Annotated in this window: 19 protein-coding genes, 1 tRNA gene and 1 pseudogene; 9 read left to right on the top strand and 12 right to left on the bottom strand. The window is 66.9% G+C overall.

Annotated features, from left to right (window positions below; genetic code table 11):
* Window positions 1-56: 56 nt before the first annotated feature.
* From A5694_RS11610 to A5694_RS11630, 5 genes are read right to left on the bottom strand one after another with little or no spacing between them, the layout of a single operon-like run.
* Entirely contained in the window at window positions 57-842 is a 786-nt protein-coding gene (locus A5694_RS11610) for a MerR family transcriptional regulator (protein WP_064921987.1), read from the bottom strand.
* 9 nt (window positions 843-851) lie between these two features.
* The gene (locus A5694_RS11615) at window positions 852-2,336 is read right to left on the bottom strand and encodes a flavin-containing monooxygenase (RefSeq protein WP_064921988.1); all 1,485 of its coding nucleotides are present in this window, start codon (window positions 2,334-2,336) and stop codon (window positions 852-854) included.
* Window positions 2,337-2,347: 11 nt separating this feature from the next.
* A complete protein-coding gene (locus A5694_RS11620; RefSeq protein ID WP_064921989.1) occupies window positions 2,348-3,268 on the bottom strand; it encodes a hypothetical protein in 921 nt (306 codons plus the stop codon).
* 26 nt (window positions 3,269-3,294) lie between these two features.
* Entirely contained in the window at window positions 3,295-4,152 is an 858-nt protein-coding gene (locus A5694_RS11625; protein ID WP_109535673.1) for an SDR family NAD(P)-dependent oxidoreductase, read from the bottom strand.
* Window positions 4,152-5,150 carry an alpha/beta hydrolase gene (locus A5694_RS11630; RefSeq protein ID WP_064921991.1) on the bottom strand — a complete coding sequence of 333 codons (999 nt, stop codon included), beginning with the start codon at window positions 5,148-5,150 and terminating at the stop codon, window positions 4,152-4,154. The genes A5694_RS11625 and A5694_RS11630 overlap by 1 nt, the downstream gene beginning before the upstream one ends.
* A 308-nt stretch (window positions 5,151-5,458) precedes the next feature.
* Here A5694_RS11630 and A5694_RS11635 point away from each other — a divergent pair, with 308 nt between their 5' ends.
* Both A5694_RS11635 and A5694_RS11640 read left to right on the top strand, forming a co-directional pair.
* Complete coding sequence (locus A5694_RS11635; RefSeq protein WP_064921992.1) at window positions 5,459-6,247, top strand: PE-PPE domain-containing protein; 789 nt, start codon at window positions 5,459-5,461, stop codon at window positions 6,245-6,247.
* 286 nt (window positions 6,248-6,533) lie between these two features.
* Complete coding sequence (locus A5694_RS11640) at window positions 6,534-7,271, top strand: PE-PPE domain-containing protein (RefSeq protein WP_064921993.1); 738 nt, start codon at window positions 6,534-6,536, stop codon at window positions 7,269-7,271.
* 94 nt (window positions 7,272-7,365) lie between these two features.
* Here the strand turns inward: A5694_RS11640 and A5694_RS11645 are convergent.
* Window positions 7,366-7,439: transfer RNA gene (locus A5694_RS11645), tRNA-Ile, on the bottom strand.
* Window positions 7,440-7,565: 126 nt separating this feature from the next.
* On the bottom strand, window positions 7,566-8,438 hold the full coding sequence (locus tag A5694_RS11650; RefSeq protein ID WP_064921994.1) for a sigma-70 family RNA polymerase sigma factor: 873 nt from the start codon (window positions 8,436-8,438) through the stop codon (window positions 7,566-7,568).
* Between the two features lie 79 nt (window positions 8,439-8,517).
* Between A5694_RS11650 and A5694_RS11655 the strand changes: the two genes are divergently transcribed.
* A complete protein-coding gene (locus A5694_RS11655; RefSeq protein ID WP_064921995.1) occupies window positions 8,518-8,901 on the top strand; it encodes a DoxX family protein in 384 nt (127 codons plus the stop codon).
* On the opposite strand, the gene mddA is transcribed toward A5694_RS11655, so the two are convergent.
* A complete protein-coding gene (gene mddA / locus A5694_RS11660; protein WP_064921996.1) occupies window positions 8,843-9,634 on the bottom strand; it encodes a methanethiol S-methyltransferase in 792 nt (263 codons plus the stop codon). The genes A5694_RS11655 and mddA overlap by 59 nt on opposite strands.
* 114 nt (window positions 9,635-9,748) lie before the next feature.
* Here mddA and A5694_RS11665 point away from each other — a divergent pair, with 114 nt between their 5' ends.
* Entirely contained in the window at window positions 9,749-10,621 is an 873-nt protein-coding gene (locus A5694_RS11665) for an alpha/beta fold hydrolase (RefSeq protein ID WP_064921997.1), read from the top strand.
* Here the strand turns inward: A5694_RS11665 and A5694_RS11670 are convergent.
* Window positions 10,614-11,288: pseudogene (locus A5694_RS11670) on the bottom strand (carboxymuconolactone decarboxylase family protein); the annotation flags it as partial. The gene A5694_RS11665 and the pseudogene A5694_RS11670 sit on opposite strands and share 8 nt — an antisense overlap.
* 105 nt (window positions 11,289-11,393) lie before the next feature.
* Between A5694_RS11670 and A5694_RS11675 the strand changes: the two are divergent.
* Window positions 11,394-12,398, top strand: coding sequence for a synaptic vesicle VAT-1 family membrane protein (locus tag A5694_RS11675; protein ID WP_064921999.1), 1,005 nt, complete (start codon window positions 11,394-11,396; stop codon window positions 12,396-12,398).
* Window positions 12,399-12,400: 2 nt separating this feature from the next.
* Here A5694_RS11675 and htpG read toward each other — a convergent pair whose 3' ends face one another.
* On the bottom strand, window positions 12,401-14,338 hold the full coding sequence (gene htpG / locus A5694_RS11680; RefSeq protein ID WP_064922000.1) for a molecular chaperone HtpG: 1,938 nt from the start codon (window positions 14,336-14,338) through the stop codon (window positions 12,401-12,403).
* A 61-nt stretch (window positions 14,339-14,399) separates the two neighbouring features.
* Between htpG and A5694_RS11685 the strand changes: the two genes are divergently transcribed.
* The gene (locus A5694_RS11685; protein ID WP_064922058.1) at window positions 14,400-14,867 is read left to right on the top strand and encodes a nuclear transport factor 2 family protein; all 468 of its coding nucleotides are present in this window, start codon (window positions 14,400-14,402) and stop codon (window positions 14,865-14,867) included.
* Between the two features lie 10 nt (window positions 14,868-14,877).
* Here A5694_RS11685 and A5694_RS11690 read toward each other — a convergent pair whose 3' ends face one another.
* Complete coding sequence (locus tag A5694_RS11690) at window positions 14,878-16,260, bottom strand: metallopeptidase TldD-related protein (protein ID WP_064922001.1); 1,383 nt, start codon at window positions 16,258-16,260, stop codon at window positions 14,878-14,880.
* Window positions 16,257-17,771, bottom strand: coding sequence for a TldD/PmbA family protein (locus tag A5694_RS11695; protein ID WP_064922002.1), 1,515 nt, complete (start codon window positions 17,769-17,771; stop codon window positions 16,257-16,259). The genes A5694_RS11690 and A5694_RS11695 overlap by 4 nt, the downstream gene beginning before the upstream one ends.
* Window positions 17,772-17,804: 33 nt before the next feature.
* Here A5694_RS11695 and A5694_RS11700 point away from each other — a divergent pair, with 33 nt between their 5' ends.
* Genes A5694_RS11700 through A5694_RS11710 form a run of 3 tightly spaced genes read left to right on the top strand, consistent with a single transcriptional unit; the run spans window position 17,805 to window position 20,804 of the window.
* Window positions 17,805-18,677 carry a carbohydrate ABC transporter permease gene (locus A5694_RS11700; RefSeq protein WP_064922003.1) on the top strand — a complete coding sequence of 291 codons (873 nt, stop codon included), beginning with the start codon at window positions 17,805-17,807 and terminating at the stop codon, window positions 18,675-18,677.
* The gene (locus A5694_RS11705; protein ID WP_064922004.1) at window positions 18,664-19,476 is read left to right on the top strand and encodes a carbohydrate ABC transporter permease; all 813 of its coding nucleotides are present in this window, start codon (window positions 18,664-18,666) and stop codon (window positions 19,474-19,476) included. The genes A5694_RS11700 and A5694_RS11705 overlap by 14 nt, the downstream gene beginning before the upstream one ends.
* On the top strand, window positions 19,473-20,804 hold the full coding sequence (locus A5694_RS11710; RefSeq protein WP_064922005.1) for an ABC transporter substrate-binding protein: 1,332 nt from the start codon (window positions 19,473-19,475) through the stop codon (window positions 20,802-20,804). The genes A5694_RS11705 and A5694_RS11710 overlap by 4 nt, the downstream gene beginning before the upstream one ends.
* Window positions 20,805-20,848: the final 44 nt, after the last annotated feature.

A 20,848-nucleotide genomic window follows, 5' to 3' on the forward strand; every position in this document is an offset into this window, starting at 1 on the left:
CCTCCCGTTCCAAGGGATACCCGCGCAACTTCCCATCATCAACCATCCCGCGCGGTTCAACGGCTTTTTGACTCAGATGCTCTCTTCGGGCTGGTGTCGTGCTGTTGGCTCTCCTGCTGGTACTGCCGCAACTCGGCGCGCACCGCCGCGTCGAAGGCGCGATCCAGACTCGCATGTGCCGCCCGCCTTGCCACTCGGCGCATCGCGTTCACCAGATCGGCGGCCCAGGCAAGCTCGGTCTCGTTGCCGGGTAGCCATCCGGTCCCCCGCTGGCGCACCACCTCCGTGTATCCGCTGCGGGCCATCACGCTGGCCGCCTCATCCAGCTTGGCGTCGACGGCGCCGACCGCGTCCAACAGCGCTGCCAGCGGCATACCGCGCGAAACCAAGGTGGCGAAGTCGTCCACGAGGCGCAGATCAGTGACCAGGTAGCTGTCTTTGGTGTCGGTCGGCGCGATCACGCCGCCATCGGTCAATCGGCGTAGCATCGCTGCGTCCAACCCGCCCAGCCGTGACTCCAGGTCTTCGCGCGTCATGGTCTGCGACACCGGGTTCGACCATGGCGTGGTCACCAGCTCGGCCAGATCCGCCAGATCCAGCACCTCGACCAGGTCCGCACCGCGTTGTAGCCCGGTCAGGAACTTCAGGATGTGCTTGACCGTGAAGCCCTCGCTGAGCAGCCGGATGATCGCTTGCAGCTGGCTGAGGTGCCGGTCGGTGTAGATCGCGACCCGGCCCCGGCGCTGCGGCCGGGGCAGCAGGCCGTTCTCCTGGTAGACCCGCACGTTGCGGGTGGTCGTGCCCGCCTCTCGTGCCAGGTCGTCGATCCGGTACTCAGCCACCTGCGCATCCTAGGCGGTCAGCACCGGGGTGCGGCTCGTCGTTGCCGCGGTGATCTTGAAGTCGCGCAGGTCCAACGACTTGAGCTGGTTGACGTATTGGGTGGCGAATCCCGGGAACATGGTGGCGTTGAAGCCGTCCTCGGTCAGATACCAGCTCTGGCAGCCGGAGTTCCAGGTCGTGGCCTTCAGGCGCCGCTGGATGTCCTTGTTGTAGCGGTCTTGCACTTCGCGCCGCACGTCCAGCGACTTCCAGTCGAACTGCAACAGTTTGGCGATCGCCGTGACGATGTAGTCGATCTGAGCCTCCATGTAGACCAGCGCCGAGCTGTGGCCGGGGCCCGAGTTCGGACCGAAGGTGAAGAACAGATTCGGATAGCCCGAGACCGCGACGCTGCGGTAGGCGTAGGCGCCCTTGCTCCACTCCGCTGCCAGGTCCCGACCGTCGATACCGGTGATCGGGATGGGAGTACCGGCTTTGGAGACTTCGAATCCGGTGGCGAACACGATGGCGTCGAACTGGTGCTCGATACCCTCGACGGTGCGAATACCCTTGGGCGACAGCCGGGCGATGGGCCAGGTCACCAGCTTGCAGTTGTCCTGCTGCAGTGCCGGGTAGTAGTCACTGGTCATCAGGAGCCGTTTACAGCCGGCGGAGAAGTCGGGCGTGAGTTGTCGCCGCAACCACGGATCCTTCACCTGCGCACGCAGGTTCGCCAAACTGAGGGCCTCCACCAGCCGGGTGAAGGGGCTGTCCCACACCACCCCGACCGCGACCGACTCGTGGCCCCAGAACCAGGCGGACCGCATCAGCTTCTCGGCCAGCGGCACCTCCTTGTAGATCTTCTTCAGCCAGCCGCTCGTCGCGGTGTTGATCCGCGGCAGCACCCACCCCGGGGTGCGTTGGAACACCTTGACCGACTCCGCCACCTTGACCAGTTCCGGGATGATCTGCACGCCGCTGGCGCCGGTGCCGATGACGGCCACCTTCTTACGGGCGAAATCGTAGTCGTGATCCCAACGGGCACTGTGGATCTTGTGGCCCTCGTAGGTCTCGATGCCGGGGATATCCGGGAAGCTGGCGTTGGACAACGGCCCGGACGCCACGATGACAGTCTTGGCGCGTGCCGGTTCCCGGTCGGCGATGCCGATGGTCCACTCGCCTGCTTCGGCGTCGTATTCGATACCGGTCACGTTGTGCCCGAACCGGATGTGCGGGGCGATGCCGGCGGATTCGACCATGCTGTCGATGTAGGCCAGGATTTCGGCGCTGCCCGAGTAGGTGTGCGACCAGTCGGGGTTGAGCGCGAAGCTGTAGGAGTACAGGCGCGACGGGATGTCGCAGGCGGCGCCGGGATAGGTGTTGTCGCGCCAGGTGCCGCCGACCCGCGAATCCCGTTCGTAAATCGTGAAGTCGGTGATGCCTTGGTCTTTGAGGCGGATGGCGGCCCCGATGCCGGCGAATCCGGCGCCGATGATCGCTACGGAGATCGTCATGTCCTGCTCCTTTACGCGACCGGCTCGTAGGTCAGTTCCTGCGACCAGGTCGGGGTGTGCTGCACCATCGCCGGCGGGATCAGGCCGGTGACCTTAACCAGCGAATCCGCCAGCCAGTGGTACTTCGAGCTGCGGTCGATCACCTTCTTGCCGTGCCAGGAGATGAACTGATACATCGGCACCCTGCGGGCGAAAGCGCTTCGTTCACCGACATTTTGGAAACGGCGCATCGCCTGGTAGAGGCGTTCCTCATTGACGCCCATCGCCACAATGTTGTCGCGCATCTTGTTCAGCAGCGGGAAGTAGCTCAACGTACCGACCAGCAGTGCCGGGTTCATCCAGCTGCCGACCAACTCGACCAGCAACTTGCGCATACTGGCGTGGCCCAGAATGTCCATCACCTCGAAGTCGACCGCCAGGTGGCGCGACTCGTCGGAGTTGATCCGCTTGAACACTTCCTGGGCTACTGGGTCTTTGACCTCGTCGGTGATGAACTTGATCAGTGCGCCGTCCAGAGCCACTTCCAGCATGGGGATCACAGTGCCCAGAATCGACAGCGACATGCCATCGGAGAACTTGTCGAGCCAGGTGATCACCAGCTGTACGTTGACGCTCGGCGGCGGAACTTCGTCGTTGTCCAACATGCCCCACCGCCGCATCAGCGCGAGTTCGGCGTTCGCGTGCTTCTGCTCCTCGGCATGGAAGTGCTCGTAGATGCTCTTCAACGTCGGGTTGGGGGCCTTCTTGGCCAGCGCGGCGAATCCGCGGGCGCCGACGTTCTCGATCCACATCAGGTCGGTCATGAACGGCTTGAGCTTGGCCCACAGCTCCGGCTCGATCAACTCGGCTCCCGGAGCGTCCCAGTCGATATCGACCAGGGCCCACTGCTTGTCCTTGATCTTCTGCAGCATGTCGTCGAGGTCCATCGCCATGATCGCTATTCCTTTCGTGAGACGGGTCAGTTCTTGGGAAGGACGCGGCCGAGCAGCCCGGCGCCGCGGACATACAGGCCGGGGAAATGCCGCTTCAGGTGCCAGATGACGGTGGCGTCGAGTTGGGGCACCACGTACAGCCGGCCACTGTCGTGGGCGTCCAACGTGCGCGCCGCGACATTGTCCGCAGAGAGCCCGGTCCAGCGAGCCAGCTGCTGGCTGAGGGTCATCGAGCTGGGTGTGATCCGCCCATCGGTGAAGACGTTGGTCTTCACGAACGTCGGACAGAGCACGGTGACGGCGATGCCGGTGCCGTCCAGCTCGGCAGCGAGGGTCTCCGACAGCGACATCACGCCGGCTTTCGACACGTTGTATGCCGCCATCGACGGGGCGGCAGCGAATCCGGCCGCCGATGCCACGTTGATGATTCCCCCGCGGCCGGCGTCACGCAGGATCGGGGTGAAGACCTCGCAGCCATAGACCACCCCCCACAGGTTGATCCCGAGCGCCCAGTCCCAGTCCTCGAAACCGATGTCGCCCACTGGCTTTCCACCGATGCCGACGCCCGCGTTGTTGATCACCAGGGTCGGGGCCCCACCGTAGATGTCGTGGGCGTGCTTGGCCAGCAGCTCGATCGCGCTGCGGTCCGACACATCGCACTGCACGGCATGCCCGGTGCCGGTGGGCAGCTGATCGATCAGCGCCACGGTTTCGACCGCGCGAGCTTCGTCGATGTCTGCGCAGATGACGTCGCCGCCACGGCGGGCCAACTCCAGGGCGAAGGAACGTCCGATGCCGCTACCGGCGCCGGTGACCACCGCTTTGGCATTCGCTGTGCGCCGCTCGGCACGGAAGATATTGCGCACCAAGTCGATTCCCAGCATCAGCAGGCTCCTTCGAGTGCGTCAGAAATGTTGTCGCCATAGACGTCGGCAATGAAGGCAGCGGTACGGCGCAGCGCGGACTCGGCCTCGGCCGCCAGCCGCGGCAGGGCTTGGAAGACGTGCACCATCCCCGGCCACACCTCCAGGGTGCTGGTTCCGCCGGCCCGGCGGATCTCGGCGTCCAGGTGGTGCGCGTCGGCACGCAGCATCTCGAACCCACCGACTTGAATGAGCACCGGCGGCAGCGCATCCGCCCCGGCGAAGTCGAGCCGCAGCCGCGTGTTGTCGTGACCTTGCCCTCGCGTGTAGAGCCCCACCATGCGGCGTGCCGCGCGGGCCGACATCGCCGGGTCACGGCGCACGGCTTCTTGCTGTTGGGCCAGCCCCAAGGTGAGGTCGATCAGCGGCGAAAACAGCACCACCCCGGCCGGCTGAAAACCCGGTTCGCCGGCATGTGCCAACAACAGGTCACAGGTCAGATGCCCGCCGGCGGAGTCCGCGCCGATCACCAGGTCCGAGGCCGCATACCCCTGGGCCAACAACCAGCGGTAGCCGGCTTCGACATCGTCAGCCGCAGCCGGGAACCGGTGCTCGGGCGCCAGCCGGTAGTCCACGACGAACATCGGCAAGCCGGTGGCGGCAGACAGATTGGCGACGAGCTTGCGATGGGTGCGCGCCGAGCAGATGACGTAGGCGCTGCCGTGCACGTAGTAGCCGGCCCGGTTGCCGAACTCGACGCCGGGCCCGAGCACCCATTCGCCACGCACCCCAGGGGCATGCACCGGAATGATCCTGGTCCCGCCGGGCATCGACCCGAACGCCCCCATGATGGTGGCGATCAGACCGCGTCCGAACCAGACGCCGGGTCGGTTCATCGGAATGACGCTGGTCAGACAACCGAGTGTCCAGCGTGTGACAGCGGCCGAAAAGACCGCTCGCAGTGTTGCTCGGGTGGGTACGGCGGGCAGCGCGGAGCTGTCGGGATCCGTCACGCCCATGACAACACCATCGATTGCGCCATTTGTCAATGGCACGGTCTGTGATGTAGCTATCTCGGGGTCCGCACCGACGGGAACGCCCGTCGCTGATGACTGGTGGCCGACCGGCTCAGCCCACCGCGTGACCAGTCGCCGGTTGATCGGCGATTCTTCCGATTTTTGTAGAAAAAATTGACGCTACCGGTAATAATTTTGCATGTTGGCAGCCGGGGGCAGCGCGGATCGGCATCTACCCGATGCCGGCCAACGGAACGAGTTCAGCAGAGCAGCTCGGCGACACCATCTGACCTTACGAACAAGGGGACGTAATGAAGCAAGTGCTCCTCGGCGCCGCACTCTGTGGCGCCGCGCTGGCCTTCGCCGGCGCAGCTAACGCCAACGCCGACGCCGCCGCCGACACCACCGCCGCCGCCAGCTACGACTTCCTCTACGGCTCAACCGACGCACTGGTTCTGGGCCCGACCGGAATCCCGACCCCGAGCGCCAACTACATTAGCCACGGGATCGACCTGTACCTTGATCCACTGGGGTACCAGGGCACCGTTGCGTCGTCGGAAGCGCTGACTCTGCCCAACTCCTATGACTTCCTGGAGAGCGTCCCGCAGGGCGAGAAAGTCCTCATCGACGCGGTTCTCGCTGCCTACAACGCCGGCGAGATGGACTGCGACTCCTCCGGGGCATGCAGTGATCCGCTGACGATTTTCACCTACTCCCAAAGCAGCCTGATAGCCGCTTACGCCCAAGACGACCTCGTGAAAGCCGGCGTCCCCGAGGACGCGTTACGTTTCGTGATGCTCGGCGCCACCCCCTCTGCCGTCCCCACCGACATGTACCCCACCGAGGTTTTCAACATCGCAGGCGACATCTACACAACGCACTCGTTAACCCAGAGCTGGATAGACCTGCTGTTCGGGAACACGAGCTGGGAGGACGTGCTGTACGGGTTGGCAGTCCATAATGCCTACCTCGGATTGACGGCAGACCAGATCGACTCTGCCACATCGGTTACCGATGGACTGACCACGTTCAACGAGATTCCAGAACTCAGCTTCCCCGAACTGTTCCAAGCGCTGTTCAGTTCGTTCTTTGCCGTGTGACGGGCTGGGCTTGGGCCGAGCGGCCGCGCCGTGGGACGTCATATTGGACTCTCACGGCGTGACCGTCCCTTCCCCTTGGTTCGTGGCCGCGTGGCCAGACGTGATCAATCTCGCTCGGCGATATTTCGATTCCCGAGACCAAATTGACGCCACCTGAAATAATTCTGCCGTCGACAACCGCTGCCGCGGCGCGCTCGCCATCTATCGCGGGTGTCGGCCAACCTCTTCACCTGCCGATCAGAGCCGCTCGGCGACGTCATCTGTGAACTCGCACCCGAGGGGACCCATGAAGCACTTGATCCTCGGCGCCGCGCTGTGCGGCGCCGCGCTGGGGTTGGCCGCTGCGGCCAACGCCGCCGACGAAGACAACTACGACTTCCTCTACGGCTCAACCAACGCGTTGATCCTGGGCCCCACCGGAATCCCGACACCGAATGCCGCCTACATCAGCGACGCACTCAACCTGTACCTCGAGCCGAACGGGTATGAGGGCACTCCCGCGTCGACGCTGGCACTGACCACACCGGAATCCAACGACTTCTTCCAGAGCGTCCCGCAGGGCGAATCCATCCTCGTCAACGCGGTCCTTGCCGACTACGCCGCCGGCGACATGGATTGCGACGCCTCCGGCGCGTGCAGCGACCCGCTGACCATTTTCACCTACTCGCAAAGCAGCCTGGTGGCCGCCCTCGCCGAACAGCAACTCGCCGAAGCCGGCGTCCCCAGCGACGCGCTGCGTTTCGTCATGCTCGGCGCCAACACCACCGTCGTCCCCAACGACCTGTACCCGACCGAGGTGTACAACATTCACGGCGACGCCTACGCCGAACCCGGCGTCTTAGGCACAAGTTGGCAGGACCTCATGCTCGGGTTGGAACTCCACGAGGCCTACCTCGGGTTGACGCCAGCCGAAATCGACGCGGCCACAACGACAGTCGACGGATTGACCACGATCAACGACATTCCGACACTGACCTCCACCGAATTGTGGGATGCGCTGCTCAACGCGCTCAGCGCCGCGTGATACACGGGCGCCGCAGTGAGCCAAGCGGCGCCGGGCAGCGTCAAGGATCAGCCGATGTAACTCTCAAGCACCGTCCGACGTCATCCGGACCTTGTGGGGCGGGCGGGGCTCGAACCCGCGACCAACGGATTATGAGTCCGCGGCTCTAACCGACTGAGCTACCGCCCCCGGCACTAACCAGCGACCATGAGATTAGCGCCCGCGCGGCGCACTGACGACACACGGTGGTGTGCTCGACGCGCCCCATCCCGCAGACCACGGTCGTCCTTCGGACCGCTGATCAAGAGTCAGCGGTTACGCCTCGGGAGGCTTGGGCAGGTCGAGGCCGGCCAACCGGACCGGGTCGGCGATCGACACGATGCCCACCAGGCGGCCATCTCGGACCGTGCACGCCATTAGGCTCAGCGGCCGCCCGGTCGGGCCCCAGCCCAGGATTCCGGGTTCGCCGTTGACCAGGACGCGACGTGCGGTGATGCGCGCCCCCTGACCCCGGCGGACCGCCTCCACGACCTCGCCGGATCCGGTCGTGACGGTGACGCCGCGGGCCGTGTGCCGGCGCCAGGTGACATCGGGAGCGAGTATCCGCAGCAGGGCGTCGAAGTCGCCCAACTGGGCGGCCGACAGGAAGGCATCAACGACCTCGCGCTGCTCACGCCGATCCCCCGCCGGCTGCGGAACACCCCGGACCTTGCGGCGGGCCCGGCTGGCCAGCATCTTGGCGGCATCGGCCGATTTCCCGATGATCGGCCCGATCTCGGCGAACGGGACGGCGAACATGTCGTGCAACACGAACGCAAGCCGTTCATCGGGACGCAACGACCCCAGCACGACCAGCAGCGCCAGCCCGACCGAATCCGATAACACCGCAACGTCTTCTGGCGTGTCCTGGTCTTCGGTAACGACGAGCTCGGGCAGGTCGTCGTCGATCGAGACCTCGGGGGGTCGCGCGGCGCGCGCCCGCAGGGTGTCGATGCAGATGCGACTGATCACGGTCGTCAACCACCCGGGCAGGTTGTCGATCGCCTCATCCTGGCGGGACAACCGCAGCCACGCCTCCTGGACCACGTCTTCGGCGTCGGATCGCGAGCCCAGCACCCGGTGCGCCAACGTGAGCAGGCGACGGCGCTGCTGCTCGAAAGCTTCCGCCAACTGGGTCTCGGGGGTCATCGGTTACCTCTCGTGGTCCTGGTCCGTCATAGGTAATGACGAACCGCACCCGACCGAGGTAACCACGAAGGAGTACTACATGAACACCGCGCTGTGGATCATCGCCGGCGTCGTCGCCACCGGGTTTGTTGCCGGCGGCGCCGCCCTGCTGCTGCTGCCGAAGGAGAAGTACCGGGCATTGGGCGCCAACCAGCACTGGGTCGACGACTTCGGGGGCAGTCATCTCAAGGCCATCGGGACCCTCAAGCTGATCGGCGCGATCGGCCTGGTGCTTCCCGCGGCCGTCGGCGTGGCACCGCTGCTGGTACCGATCGCCGCGTGCGGGCTGATGCTGTTCATGGCCGGGGCCGCCACAATCAGGTTGCGTCGCAGCGAGTGGGGCTACCTGGCCGGCGACCTCGTCTTTATCGCCCTGTTCGCGTTCCTGGCCTGGGGCCGGTTCGCCCTGCAGCCGTTCGCCTGAACTCGCCGCGCCATCGCACGGGCACGAGCATCGGCACCTCGGTGCGGTACTGCTCATAGTCCTCGCCCAGCGCCCCGACCAGATCGTGCTCCTCGAGCTGCAGCGCGATCAGGATGAAGCCGGTGGCGGCGGCCGCGAACAGCAGGTGGCCAGCGGTCATGGTGGGCGTGGCCCAGAACGCGATCACGAACCCCAGCATCAGAGGGTGCCGCACCACCCGGTACAGCGCCCGGGTCTGAAAGCCGACATGGTTGTACGGCTCTCCGCGCGACGCCAGGTACACCTGGCGCAGCCCGAACAGGTCCAGGTGGCTGATCATGAATGTCGACGCCAAAGCTATCGCCCAGCCGATCCAGAACAGTCCCCACAGCACCGTGCGCTCCGCCGGCACCGTCAGGTTCCACAGGGTCGCCGGGATTGGCCGCCACTGCCAGAACAGCAGGGCCAGAACCAGATTCGAGGCCAGAACGTAGGTGCTGCGCTCGATGCTCTCGGGCACCACTCGGGTCCACCATCGCTTGAACGCCGGGCGCGCCATCACGCTGTGCTGCACCGCGAACAGCGCCACTAGCGCGACGTCGATGACGATCGCCAACCCCACCGGCGCCGGCGGGCCGTGGTCCACGCTGCGCGGCACGACGAAGTCGCCGACGAAGCCGACCAGGTACAGGAAGACCACGAGGAAGACCAGATAGTTGAACACCCCGTATGCGAGTGCGAGAAAGCGGGCCATGACGGCCTCCCAAGGTGAGGAATACTCCATCGTAGCCCCGGTAACGCCCAGCTCAATAGGGGTTTTGCCTGGCCAATTGAGAACCGCCCAGCAGCACATGCTTACCATCCCAGAATGACTGCGGAAACGTTCGTCACCCACGCGCCCGGCGATGTGCGCATCATCGCCGACCGCCATGGGGACCCCGACGCCCGCGCTGTGGTGTTCCTGCACGGCGGCGGCCAGACCCGTCGTTCCTGGGGCCGGGCCGCGGCGGCGGTGGCCGAGCGTGGCTGGCAGGCCGTCACCGTCGATCTGCGCGGGCACGGCGAATCGGATTGGGCGGCCGAGGGAGACTACCGGTTGGTCAGCTTCGCCACCGACATCCACGAGGTGCTACGCACCCTGCCGCCGGATCCGGTGTTGGTGGGCGCCTCGCTGGGTGGGTGCGCCGCGATGCTGCTCTGCGGCGAACTGGCGCCCGGGGCCGCCAGCGCGGTGGTGCTGGTCGACATCGTGCCCAATATGGACACCTCCGGCGCGGAACGGGTGCAGGCGTTCATGGCCGAGAACATGGAGTCCGGCTTCGACTCCCTCGACGAGGTCGCCGACGCGATCGCCGCCTACAACCCGCACCGGCCCCGCCCCACCGACCTCACCGGGCTCACCGCCAACCTGCGCCGCCGCGGCGATCGCTGGTACTGGCACTGGGATCCGCAGTTCATCAGCGGCCCCGAGCACCAGGGGCCGATGGAGATCCACGACGTCGAGCGTCTTAACGCCGCGGTGCAGGCCATCCTCGACGGCGGCGTGCCGATGCTGCTGGTGCGCGGCCAACTCAGCGACCTGGTCAGCGCGGGCAGCGCCGAAGCGTTTTTGGCCCGATTCCCCCAGGTGGAGTTCATCGATGTCGCCGGCGCCGGCCACATGGTCGCCGGGGACCGCAACGACATCTTCGCCGACGCCGTCCTGGGTTTTTTGGCCCGCCACGGCGACGGCGTCAGCTGAACACGGTTTGGCCGTCGGCATCTAGCAGGTAGCGCTCGGTGCCCTCGGCCACCCGCGGTGCGTCGGCGCCCAGCGCGACCGCGATCTTGTTGCCCGCGTTGCGCATCACGTCCAGGGTCAGTTCGACGGCCTGTTCGTCGCTGAAGTGCCGGCGTACCCCGGCAGCCACCTCGGCGTCGATCTGCGCCGGTGTCCAGATCAGGGCGTCGACGTAGCGCAGCGCCGCCTTCTGCGCCTCGCTGAGCAGCCCCGAGTCCTCGAACCGCTCGATCTGGCCGTAGAGCGACTCGGATCCGCCGGCATCCAGGGCGGTGGTCTCCCGCAGCGATTTGCACAAGCGGCAATTGTGCTGGGCCGCACCCCGCAACCGCACCAGCTCAGAGGTCACCGCGTCCAGCGATCGCAGGCGCGCCACGGCCGGCATGAAGCCGTTGAACAGCACCTCAGCCGGATGGCCCGAGGGATCCGAGGCAACCGGGGGCGGTGGCACCGCCACCCCGAGCGCATCCAGGCCGGCCAGCACCCGTGGCACGAAGTCGGCGAGGAAGATCCGTACCACGGCATCAAAGGTGGCGTCCCCCAACGCCTCCCGCAGCCGGGCGCGCTGCGCGTCGGTGATCATCGAGACGTCGACCCGGAATTGCTCGGCGAACTCGGCCACCGCGGGATCTGCGTCGGCGGCCGCCTCGCCCGACCACGCCGCCAACCGGTACAGCTCATCGAAAACGTCCATCCCAAGGATTATGGCCGCAACCGCAATAGGCTGAAAGCCATGCGCGTCGTCGTCATCACCAACCACGGGCCGCCGTCGGTGCTGCAGGTACAGGATCGCCCCGATCCGCCGCCGCCCGCCCGCGGCCAGGTGCGGATCGCGGTGCGCGCGGCGGGCGTGAACTTCGCCGACCACCTCGCCCGGGTCGGGCTGTATCCCGAAGCGCCGAAGCTGCCCGCGGTGGTCGGCTACGAGGTGGCCGGAACCATCGAAGCGGTCGGAGAGGGCGTTGATAAGGCTCGCGTCGGCGAGCGGGTATTGGCCGGCACCCGGTTCGGCGGCTACGCCGAGATCGTCAACGCCAGCGCCGCCGACACGGTGCCGCTTCCCGGGGCGATGAGCTTCGAGCAGGGCGCTGCGATACCGGTGAATTACGCGACGGCCTGGGCGGCCTTGCACGGCTACGGTTCCCTGCGTGCTGGAGAGCGGGTGTTGGTGCACGCCGCGGCCGGCGGGGTCGGGATCGCGGTGATCCAGCTGGCCAAGGCCGCCGGCGCGATCGTGCACGGCACCGCATCGCCGGGCAAGCACGATCAGCTCACCGCGTTGGGCATCGACCGCGCCATCGACTACCGCCGCACCGGCTGGTGGAATGGCCTGCCACCCTATGACCTGGTGCTCGACGCGCTCGGCGGCACCTCGGTGCGGCGATCATTCGCGTTGCTGCGGCCCGGCGGACGGCTGGTGGCCTACGGCCTGTCGTCGCTGCAGCAGGGCGAGAAGCGGTCACTGCGGCGGGCGGCACCCCAGGCGCTGGCGATGCTGCGCGGCTTCAGCCTGCTCAAGCAGATGGAGGAATCCAAGACCGTCATCGGCCTGAACATGTTGCGGCTGTGGGACGATCGCGGCACGCTCGAACCCTGGATCGCCCCACTGTCACAGGCGCTGGCCAACGGGACCGCGGCACCGCTGGTTCATGCGGCGGTGCCGTTCGCCGAAGCTCCGGAGGCGCACCGCATTCTGGCAGCGCGAGAAAACGTCGGCAAGGTGGTGCTGGTGCCGTGAGCTCACAGAGTGCGGGCCAGTCGCTGCGCCAGCAGCTCGGCGAACCGCGCCGGATCCTCCAGCGACCCGCCCTCGGCCAACAGCGCTGTGCCGTAGAGCAACTCCGCGGCCTCGGCCAACCCGGCATCCTCGGCCCGCTCGCTGTGCGCCTGGCGCAGACCGGTGATCAGCGGATGGCCCGGGTTCAGTTCGAGGACGCGCTTGCCGACCGGCACCTCCTGACCGTTGGCGCGATAGATGCGCGCCAACGCCGGGGTCATCTCGAAGGTGTCGGTGATCAGGCAGGCCGGGGACTCGGTCAGCCGGGTGGACAGCCGCACCTCTTTGACGTGGTCGGTCAGGATCTGCTTTAGCCAGGCGATCAGCTCGGCGAAATCCTTCTCCTGCTCTTTGCGCTCGGCCTCGTGCGCGGTCTTGTCCTCCTCGGAATCCAGATCCACCTCGCCCTTGGCCGTCGACTGCAGCGGCTTGCCGTCGAATTCGGTGACGGTGTTCACCCACACCTCGTCGACCGGGTCGGTGAGCAGCAGCACCTCATAGCCCTTGGCCTTGAACGCTTCCAGGTGCGGTGATTTCAGCAGTTGCTGGCGGGATTCACCGGTGGCGTAGAAGATCTGTTCCTGGCCGTCTTTCATGCGTTCGACGTACTCGGCCAAGGTGGTCGGCTCGGAGTCACTGTGCGTCGAGGCGAAGGAGCTGATCGCCAGCAGCGTCTCTTGATTGTCGAAGTCGGAGAGCAGTCCTTCTTTGACGACGCGGCCGAACTCGGTCCAGAACGTGCGGTAGTCCTCCGGGCGCTGCGCCTGCAGTTCCTTGATGGTGGACAGCACCTTCTTGGTCAGCCGCCGGCGAATCGCGTTGATCTGGCGGTCCTGCTGCAGGATCTCCCGGGAGACGTTGAGCGACATGTCCGCGGCGTCGACGACGCCCTTGACGAAGCGCAGGTACTCGGGCATCAGCTGGTCGCAGTCGCCCATGATGAACACCCGCTTGACGTAGAGCTGCACCCCGACGTGGGCGTCCCGGTTGAACAGGTCGAATGGGGCGTGCGACGGGATGAACAACAGCGCCTGGTATTCGAAGGTGCCCTCGGCCTTCATCGCGATGACCTCGAGCGGGTCGTCCCAGGCATGCGCGATGTGCTTGTAGAACTCGTTGTATTCCTCTTGCGAGACTTCGTCTTTGGGCCGCGCCCACAGCGCCTGCATCGAGTTCAGCGTCGCGGTCTCCACGGTCACGGTCTCCCCGCCGCCCTCTGCTTCTGCGTCTTGCGGGACCCGGCGCTCGACCTGCATGCGGATCGGCCAGGCGATGAAGTCGGAGTACTTCTTGACCAGGCTCCGGATCGTCCACTCCGCGGTGTAGTCGTGCAGCTCGTCCTCGGTGTCTTCGGGCTTGAGGTGCAAGGTGATCGACGTACCCTGCGGCGCATCCTCAACCGGTTCGATGGTGTAGGTGCCGTCACCGCTGGATTCCCACCGGATGGCTTCGCTCTGCCCAGCCTTGTGGGTGAGCATCTCGACCCGGTCGGCGACCATGAACACCGAGTAGAACCCGATGCCGAACTGCCCGATCAGTTCCTCCGAGGCCTGCGCATTCTTGGCTTCCCGCAGCTGCTGGCGCAGCTCAGCGGTGCCGGACTTAGCTAGGGTGCCGATCAGGTCCACCACCTCCTCGCGCGACATGCCGATGCCGTTGTCGCGGACGGTCAGGGTGCGGGCCGCCTTGTCGACCTCGATCTCGATGTGCAGGTCGGAGGTGTCGACTTCGAGGTCCTTGTTGCGGAACGCCTCGAGCCGCAGCTTGTCCAGTGCGTCGGAGGCATTCGAGATGAGCTCCCGCAGGAATGCGTCCTTGTTGGAGTAGACCGAGTGGACCATCAAATCCAGCAGCTGACGGGCCTCAGCCTGAAACTCCAGCTGCTCCACACGCGCGTTCATTGAGATCTTCCCTCCTCGATGATTGACACCAGCCCGGCGACCCGGTTCAGTGACCATCATGATGGACGCCTCGGCTTCGGATTCAGCCACCGCATCCCGCGACATCGTCCTGGGCATGTGGCAGGCGCTGGCGCGACATGATTGGGACGCGCTCAAGACCTTCTTGGCCCCCGATTGCCTCTACGTCGATATGCCGATGCCGGCAGCGGCGGCGCGCGGCCCCGAGGACATCGTCAAACGGCTCCGGTTGCTGTTTGACCGGCTGGCCGACTACCGGCACCACGGCGGTCAGTTGGTGTCGAACGGTCCGGATGTCATGTACGAGCACTCCGAGACGTGGATATTCCCGACCGGTGAGCAGGGCACCCTGCGGTTCGCCACCGTGCATCGGGTTGTCGACGGGAAAATCACGGTGTGGAAAGACTATTGGGACTACGGCAGTGTGCTGGCCTTCGCGCCGCCCAACTACCTCGAGAACCTTGCCACCGAGGACATGTCCTGGATATGCGACGCCACCGAGCTGGTCTGAACCCCTGCTATCACTGCGCCTGACTCACCGACGACATGTGGAAGTCGGGAATCCGCAGTGAGGGCATCACCGCCCGCGTCGCCCAGTCGCCCCACTCCCGCGGCAGCGTCGGTTCGGCGATACCGGCCTGGGTGGCCCGGCGCAGCAGGTCCAGCGGGCTCTCGTTGAACCGGAAATTGTTCACCGCCGCCCTCACCTGGCCGTCCTCGACCAGATAGACGCCGTCACGGGTCAGCCCGGTCAGCAGCAGCGTGGTCGGGTCGACCTCGCGGATGTACCACAGCGTGGTCAGCAGCAGCCCGCGCTCGGTGGAGGCGATCATCTCGTCCATGCTGGCCGAACCGCCCGTCATCAGCAGGTTGTCGGCGGGCAGCGCGACGGGGGCACCGAACTCCGCGGCCGCGGCCCGCGGGTAGGCCAGCGCGTTGATCACCCCGCCGCGGATCCAGTCCACGCAGCCGATGTCCAGGCCGTTGTCGAACACCGATACCGTTTCCGAGGAGGTGCCGGTCGCCACAAACGGCGCACACTCGAGTCCGAAGGCGTGTGGGTCGGAATACAGGGTCAACGGCAGATCGGACAGACGCTCTCCCACCCGGGTCCCGCCGCCGGGCGCCGACAGGGCGGTACGGCCCTCCTGGGCGCCGCGGCCACTCATCGTCCAGCCCAGGTAGATCATCATGTCGGCCACGGTCGACGGTGGCATCAACGTCTCATAACGCCCGGCGGGCAGTTCGACGCTGCGCGCCGCCCACCCCAGCCGCCTCGACAACTGTTCCAGCAGCGAATCGCAGCGCACATCAACGAAATCCGGTGTGCTGACCCCGGCCCATGCGCTGGCGCGAGCGCGTTTGGCATTGATCTCCACCGTCCCGGTGGGCTGGGTGAAGCGGCGCCGCAGCCCGGTCGAGGACGCCAAGAACGTCGTCGCCACCTCGTGTCGGGCGAAGCCGTACAACTGGTCGGCCCCGCGGAAGCCTCGGCTCAGCGACGCCGCCAGGCCGGCGAAGACCTCGGCCCCGGTCTCCGGTGCGTCGGCGTCCCAGTCATCCGGCATACCGCTGCCGCCCACCAGCTCTGCGGCGTCGCGGGCTTCCGGCGCACCCGCGGCGGCCTCCGCCGAGGCCGCCACCAGCTCGGGAATCAGCGCGGGGTCCACCTCCGCCGAGCACAGCGAGCCGACCCGGGGCCCCTCATCGTCGCGGGCGATCGTGACCACCGTGGTGGTCCGGCTGCTCGAGACCCCGTTGGTGGTCATCGAGTTTCCCGCCCACCGCAGTGACGCCTCGGTGCGGTCGGTGACCAGCACGATGGTCTCGGTGTCGGTGCCGGCGTGCCGGCCGCTGCCGGCGGCGTCCAGGGCAAGGTCGATCACCTGCTGCGCCGGAATCATTGCCTGCCCCCCTCGGCCCGCGTGTTGAGCACGTTGATCCCGCGGAACAGCGCCGACGGGCAGCCGTGGCTGACCGCAGCCACCTGGCCGGGCTGGGCCTTGCCGCAGTTGAACGCCCCGCCCAGCCGCCATGTCGCGGCGCCGCCGACGGCCTCCATCGCGTTCCAGAAATCAGTGGTGGTCGCCTGATAGGCCACGTCACGCAGCTGCCCGTCGAGCCGGCCGTCGCGGATCCGGAAGAACCGCTGCCCGGTGAACTGAAAGTTGTAGCGCTGCATGTCGATCGACCACGATCGATCCCCGACGATGTAAATGCCGTCGTCGACCCGGGAGATCAGGTCGGCAGTGGACACGTCCTCGGTGCCCGGCTGCAGCGAGACATTGGCCATCCGTTGGATCGGAACATGGTGCGGCGAGTCGGCATACGAGCAGCCGTTGGAGCGGGCCTGACCCAATCTCGGCGCGAACACCCGGTCCAGCTGGTAGCCGACGAACAGGCCGTCGCGCACCAGGTCCCAGCTCTGCGCGGCCACCCCTTCGTCGTCGTAGCCGATGCTGGCCAGGCCATAGGGCACCGTGCGGTCGGCGGTCACGTTCATCACCGGCGAGCCGTAGCGCAACGTGCCGAGCTTGTCCGGGGTGGCGAACGACGTGCCGGCGTAGGCTGCCTCGTAGCCGATCGCCCGGTCGTATTCGGTTGCGTGCCCGATGGATTCGTGGATGGTCAGCCACAGGTTGGTCGGATCGATCACCAGATCCGTCGGCCCGGCCGTCACGCTGGGGGCTTTCATCTTCTCGGCCAGCAGCAGCGGCAGCTGGGCCAGCTCCGCCGACCAATCCCACACCTCGTCGCCGGCCACCGCCTCCCAGCCCTGCGCGGTCGGCGGGGCCAGTGTGCGCATCGAGTCGAAACCGTCCGCTCCGACGGTGACCGCCTCGCAGACCGGCATCAGCCGTACCCGCTGCTGGGTGATCGACGACCCGAAGGTGTCGGCGTAGAACGTCTGTTCTTTGACCGCGGTCAGCGCAGCGGTGACGTGGTGCACCCCGTCGGCGGCCAGCAGCCGCCCGGAGTAGTCCTCCAGCACGTCGATCTTGTCGGCGGTGGGCACGTCGAACGGGTCGATGCGATAGTCCGACACCCAGCTCGCGTCGCGGTAGACCGGCTCGGCGGCCAACTCGACGCGTTCCCGGTTGAGGGCGCCCAGCGTGCGGGCCACCTGCACGGCCCGGCGTGCGGTGTCGGCGGCCACCCCCGGCGCCAGTTCGGCATGTGAGGCGAAGCCCCAGGTGCCGTCGACGATCACCCGGACCGCGCACCCGAGTTCGCGGTTGACGACGGAGGTCTCCAGCTCGCCGTCGCGCAACCGGACGATCTCGGTGGCGATCCGGTGAATCCGCAGGTCGGCATGCTCGGCGCCGGCAGCTCTGGCCGCCGACAAGGCGGCATCGGCCAGCTCGTGGCGGGGCAGGGCCAGAAAATCGGCATCGATCCCCCGGTTCGGTGTCACCGGTCCACGGTAACGAGCGGTTTTAATACCTGCATGGCAGACTCGCCGCGCCGCTCGACCTCGCTGGCCTACGCGTTGCTGGCGCCCAGCCTGTTCGGGGTGGTGGCGTTCCTGTTGCTGCCGATGCTGGTGGTGGTATGGCTGAGTCTGCACCGCTGGGACCTGCTGGGGCCGATCAGCTATGTCGGCACCGACAACTGGCGCTCGGTGCTGACCGATCCGGTGTTCGGCAATTCACTTGCGGTGACGGTGCTTTTCGTGGCGATCGTCGTCCCGGTCCAGACCGCGCTGGGGCTGGGGGTGGCGGTGTTGCTGGCCCGTGAGTTGCCCGGCAGCGGTGCGTTCCGCACCATCTACGTGCTGCCCTGGATCTGCGCGCCGCTGGCGATCGCGGTGCTGTGGCGCTGGATCCTGAGCCCCACCGACGGCGCGGTGAGCACCGTGCTGGGGCATCGCATCGAATGGTTGACCGACCCCGGGTTGGCGCTGCCGGTGACCTCGGCGGTGGTGGTGTGGACCAACGTCGGCTACGTCGCCCTGTTCTTCTTGGCCGGCATCCTGGCCATTCCCACCCAGGTGCTCGCAGCGGCGCGCATCGACGGGGCCACCGGCTGGCAGCGGTTCTGGCGGGTCACGTTGCCGATGCTGCGACCCACCATGTTCTTCGTCCTGGTCACCGGCGTGGTCAGTGCGGCGCAGGTGTTCGACACCGTGTACGCGCTCACCGGGGGCGGCCCCGCGGGTCGCACCGACCTGATCGCACACCGCATCTACGACGAAGCGTTCGGGGCGGCAGCGATCGGACGGGCAGCGGTGATGGCGCTGGTGCTGTTCGCGGTGCTGGTCGGTGTCACGGTGGTGCAGCAGCTGTCATTGGGACGGCGGGTCAGCTATGACCTCACGTAACGCCGGCGTCTACACGCTGCTGACGCTCGGCGCGTTGATCACCCTGGCGCCGTTCGGACTGGGGTTGTTGACGTCGTTCACCCCGGCCCGCCAGTTCGCCACTGGCACTCCGCTGGCGTGGCCCGATCCCCCGACCCTGGACAACTACGCCGATCTGGGCGGGGCGGGGTTCGGCCGCGCGGCCGCGGTGACCACGCTGATGACAGCGGTGATCGTGCTGGGGCAGCTGAGCTTTTCGGTGCTGGCGGCGTATGCATTCGCCCGGCTGGACTTCCCGGGCCGCGACAAGCTGTTCTGGGTGTATGTGGCCACCTTGATGGTGCCGGCCACCGTGACGGTGGTGCCGCTGTACCTGATGATGGCGCAGCTGGGTCTGCGCAACACGTTCTGGGCGTTGGTGCTGCCGTTCGTCTTCGGCTCCCCATACGCGATTTTCCTGTTGCGGCAGTACTTCCGGGCCGTCCCCGACGACCTGGTGAACGCCGCGCGTCTCGACGGCGCGAACACCCTGGACGTGATCGTGCACGTGATGGTGCCGGCCAGCCGGCCGATCCTGGTCACCCTCGGACTGATCACCGTGGTCTCGCAATGGAACAACTTCATGTGGCCGTTGGTGATCACCAGCGGCGACAAGTGGCGGGTGCTGACGGTGGCCACCGCAGCGCTGCAGTCGCGCTACAACGCGCAGTGGACGCTGGTGATGGCGGCGACCACGGTCGCGATGATCCCGTTGATCGTGATGTTCGTGGCGTTCCAGCGCCGGATCGTGGCCTCGATCGTCGTCACAGGGATCAAATGAGTCGGCCACGGTTCTCCACCCTGTTCGCGATCGCGGTCGTCGCAGTGGCCGCGCTGTTCGGCCTGGCGGCGGTGCTGCTCGATCACGCCGCGACCCGCTCGGCCGGCGGCAAGACGGTGGTGACGGTGCGATTGTGGGACGAGCAGGTCGCGGCGGCCTACCGGCAGTCCTTCGCGGCGTTCAACCGCACCCACCCCGACATCGACGTGCGCGTCAACGTCGTCTCCTACGCCAGCTACTTCGACACGCTGCGCACCGACGTCGCCGGCGGCGGCGCCGACGACATCTTCTGGCTCTCCGACGCCTACCTGGCCGGCTATGCCGACAGCGGGCGGCTGATGAAAATCGATGCGGTCGGGGCGGATTGGGAGCCGTCGGTGGTCAATCAGTTCACCCGGGACGGGACGCTGTGGGCGGTGCCGCAGCTCACCGACGCCGGTATCGCGCTCTACTACAACGCGGACCTGCTGGCCGCCGCCGGAGTCGATCCCGCCCGGTTGACGCAGCTGCGCTGGGATCCACACGGCCGCAACGACACCCTGCGACCGCTTCTGGCCGAGCTCACGCGCGACGTTGCCGGGCGCAGCGCAGCCACACCGGGATTCGACCAGCGCCGGATCCGGCAGTGGGGCTACAACGCCGCCAACGACCCGCAGGGCATCTACCTGAACTTCATCGGATCAGCCGGCGGGGTGTTCCAGCGCGACGACGAGTTCGCCTTCGACAACCCGGCGGCGGCGGCCGCGTTCGACTACCTGGTGCAGTTGATCAATGCCGACCACGTGGCGCCGCCGGCCTCGGACACCAACACCAACGGCGACTTCTCCCGCAACCAGTTCCTGGCCGGCAAGATGGCGCTGTTCCAATCCGGCACCTACAACCTGGCGGCCGTCGCCGAGCAGGCCGCGTTCCATTGGGGCGTGGCGATGCTGCCGGTCGGACCGGCCGGTCGGGTCAGCGTCACCAACGGGATCGCCGCCGCCGGCAACGCCGCCTCACCTCACCCGGAGGCGGTGCGAACAGTGTTGTCCTGGCTGGGCGGCCGCGAAGGGAACCAATACGTCGGCCGGCAGGGGGCGGCGATCCCGGCGGTGCTCAGCGCCCAGCCCGTCTACTTCGACTACTGGGCGCACCGCGGGGTCGATGTCACCCCGTTCTTCGCGGTGCTCGCCGGCCCGCGCATCCCCGCTCCGGGTGGCTTCGAGGGGTTTCCGGCCGGCAACCAGGCGATCAAACCCTATTTCGACGAGATGTTTTTGGGCCGCGCCGATGTCGCCGCCACGTTGCGTAAGGCTCAAGACGCCGCGAACGCGGCAGCGCGTCGGTAGCTAGCCGGCGGCGCTGCGATGTCGAACACCGTGCACGCGGCAGT

This window comes from Mycolicibacter sinensis (genome assembly GCF_001667945.1).
Taxonomy (GTDB): Bacteria; Actinomycetota; Actinomycetes; order Mycobacteriales; family Mycobacteriaceae; genus Mycobacterium; species Mycobacterium sinense_B.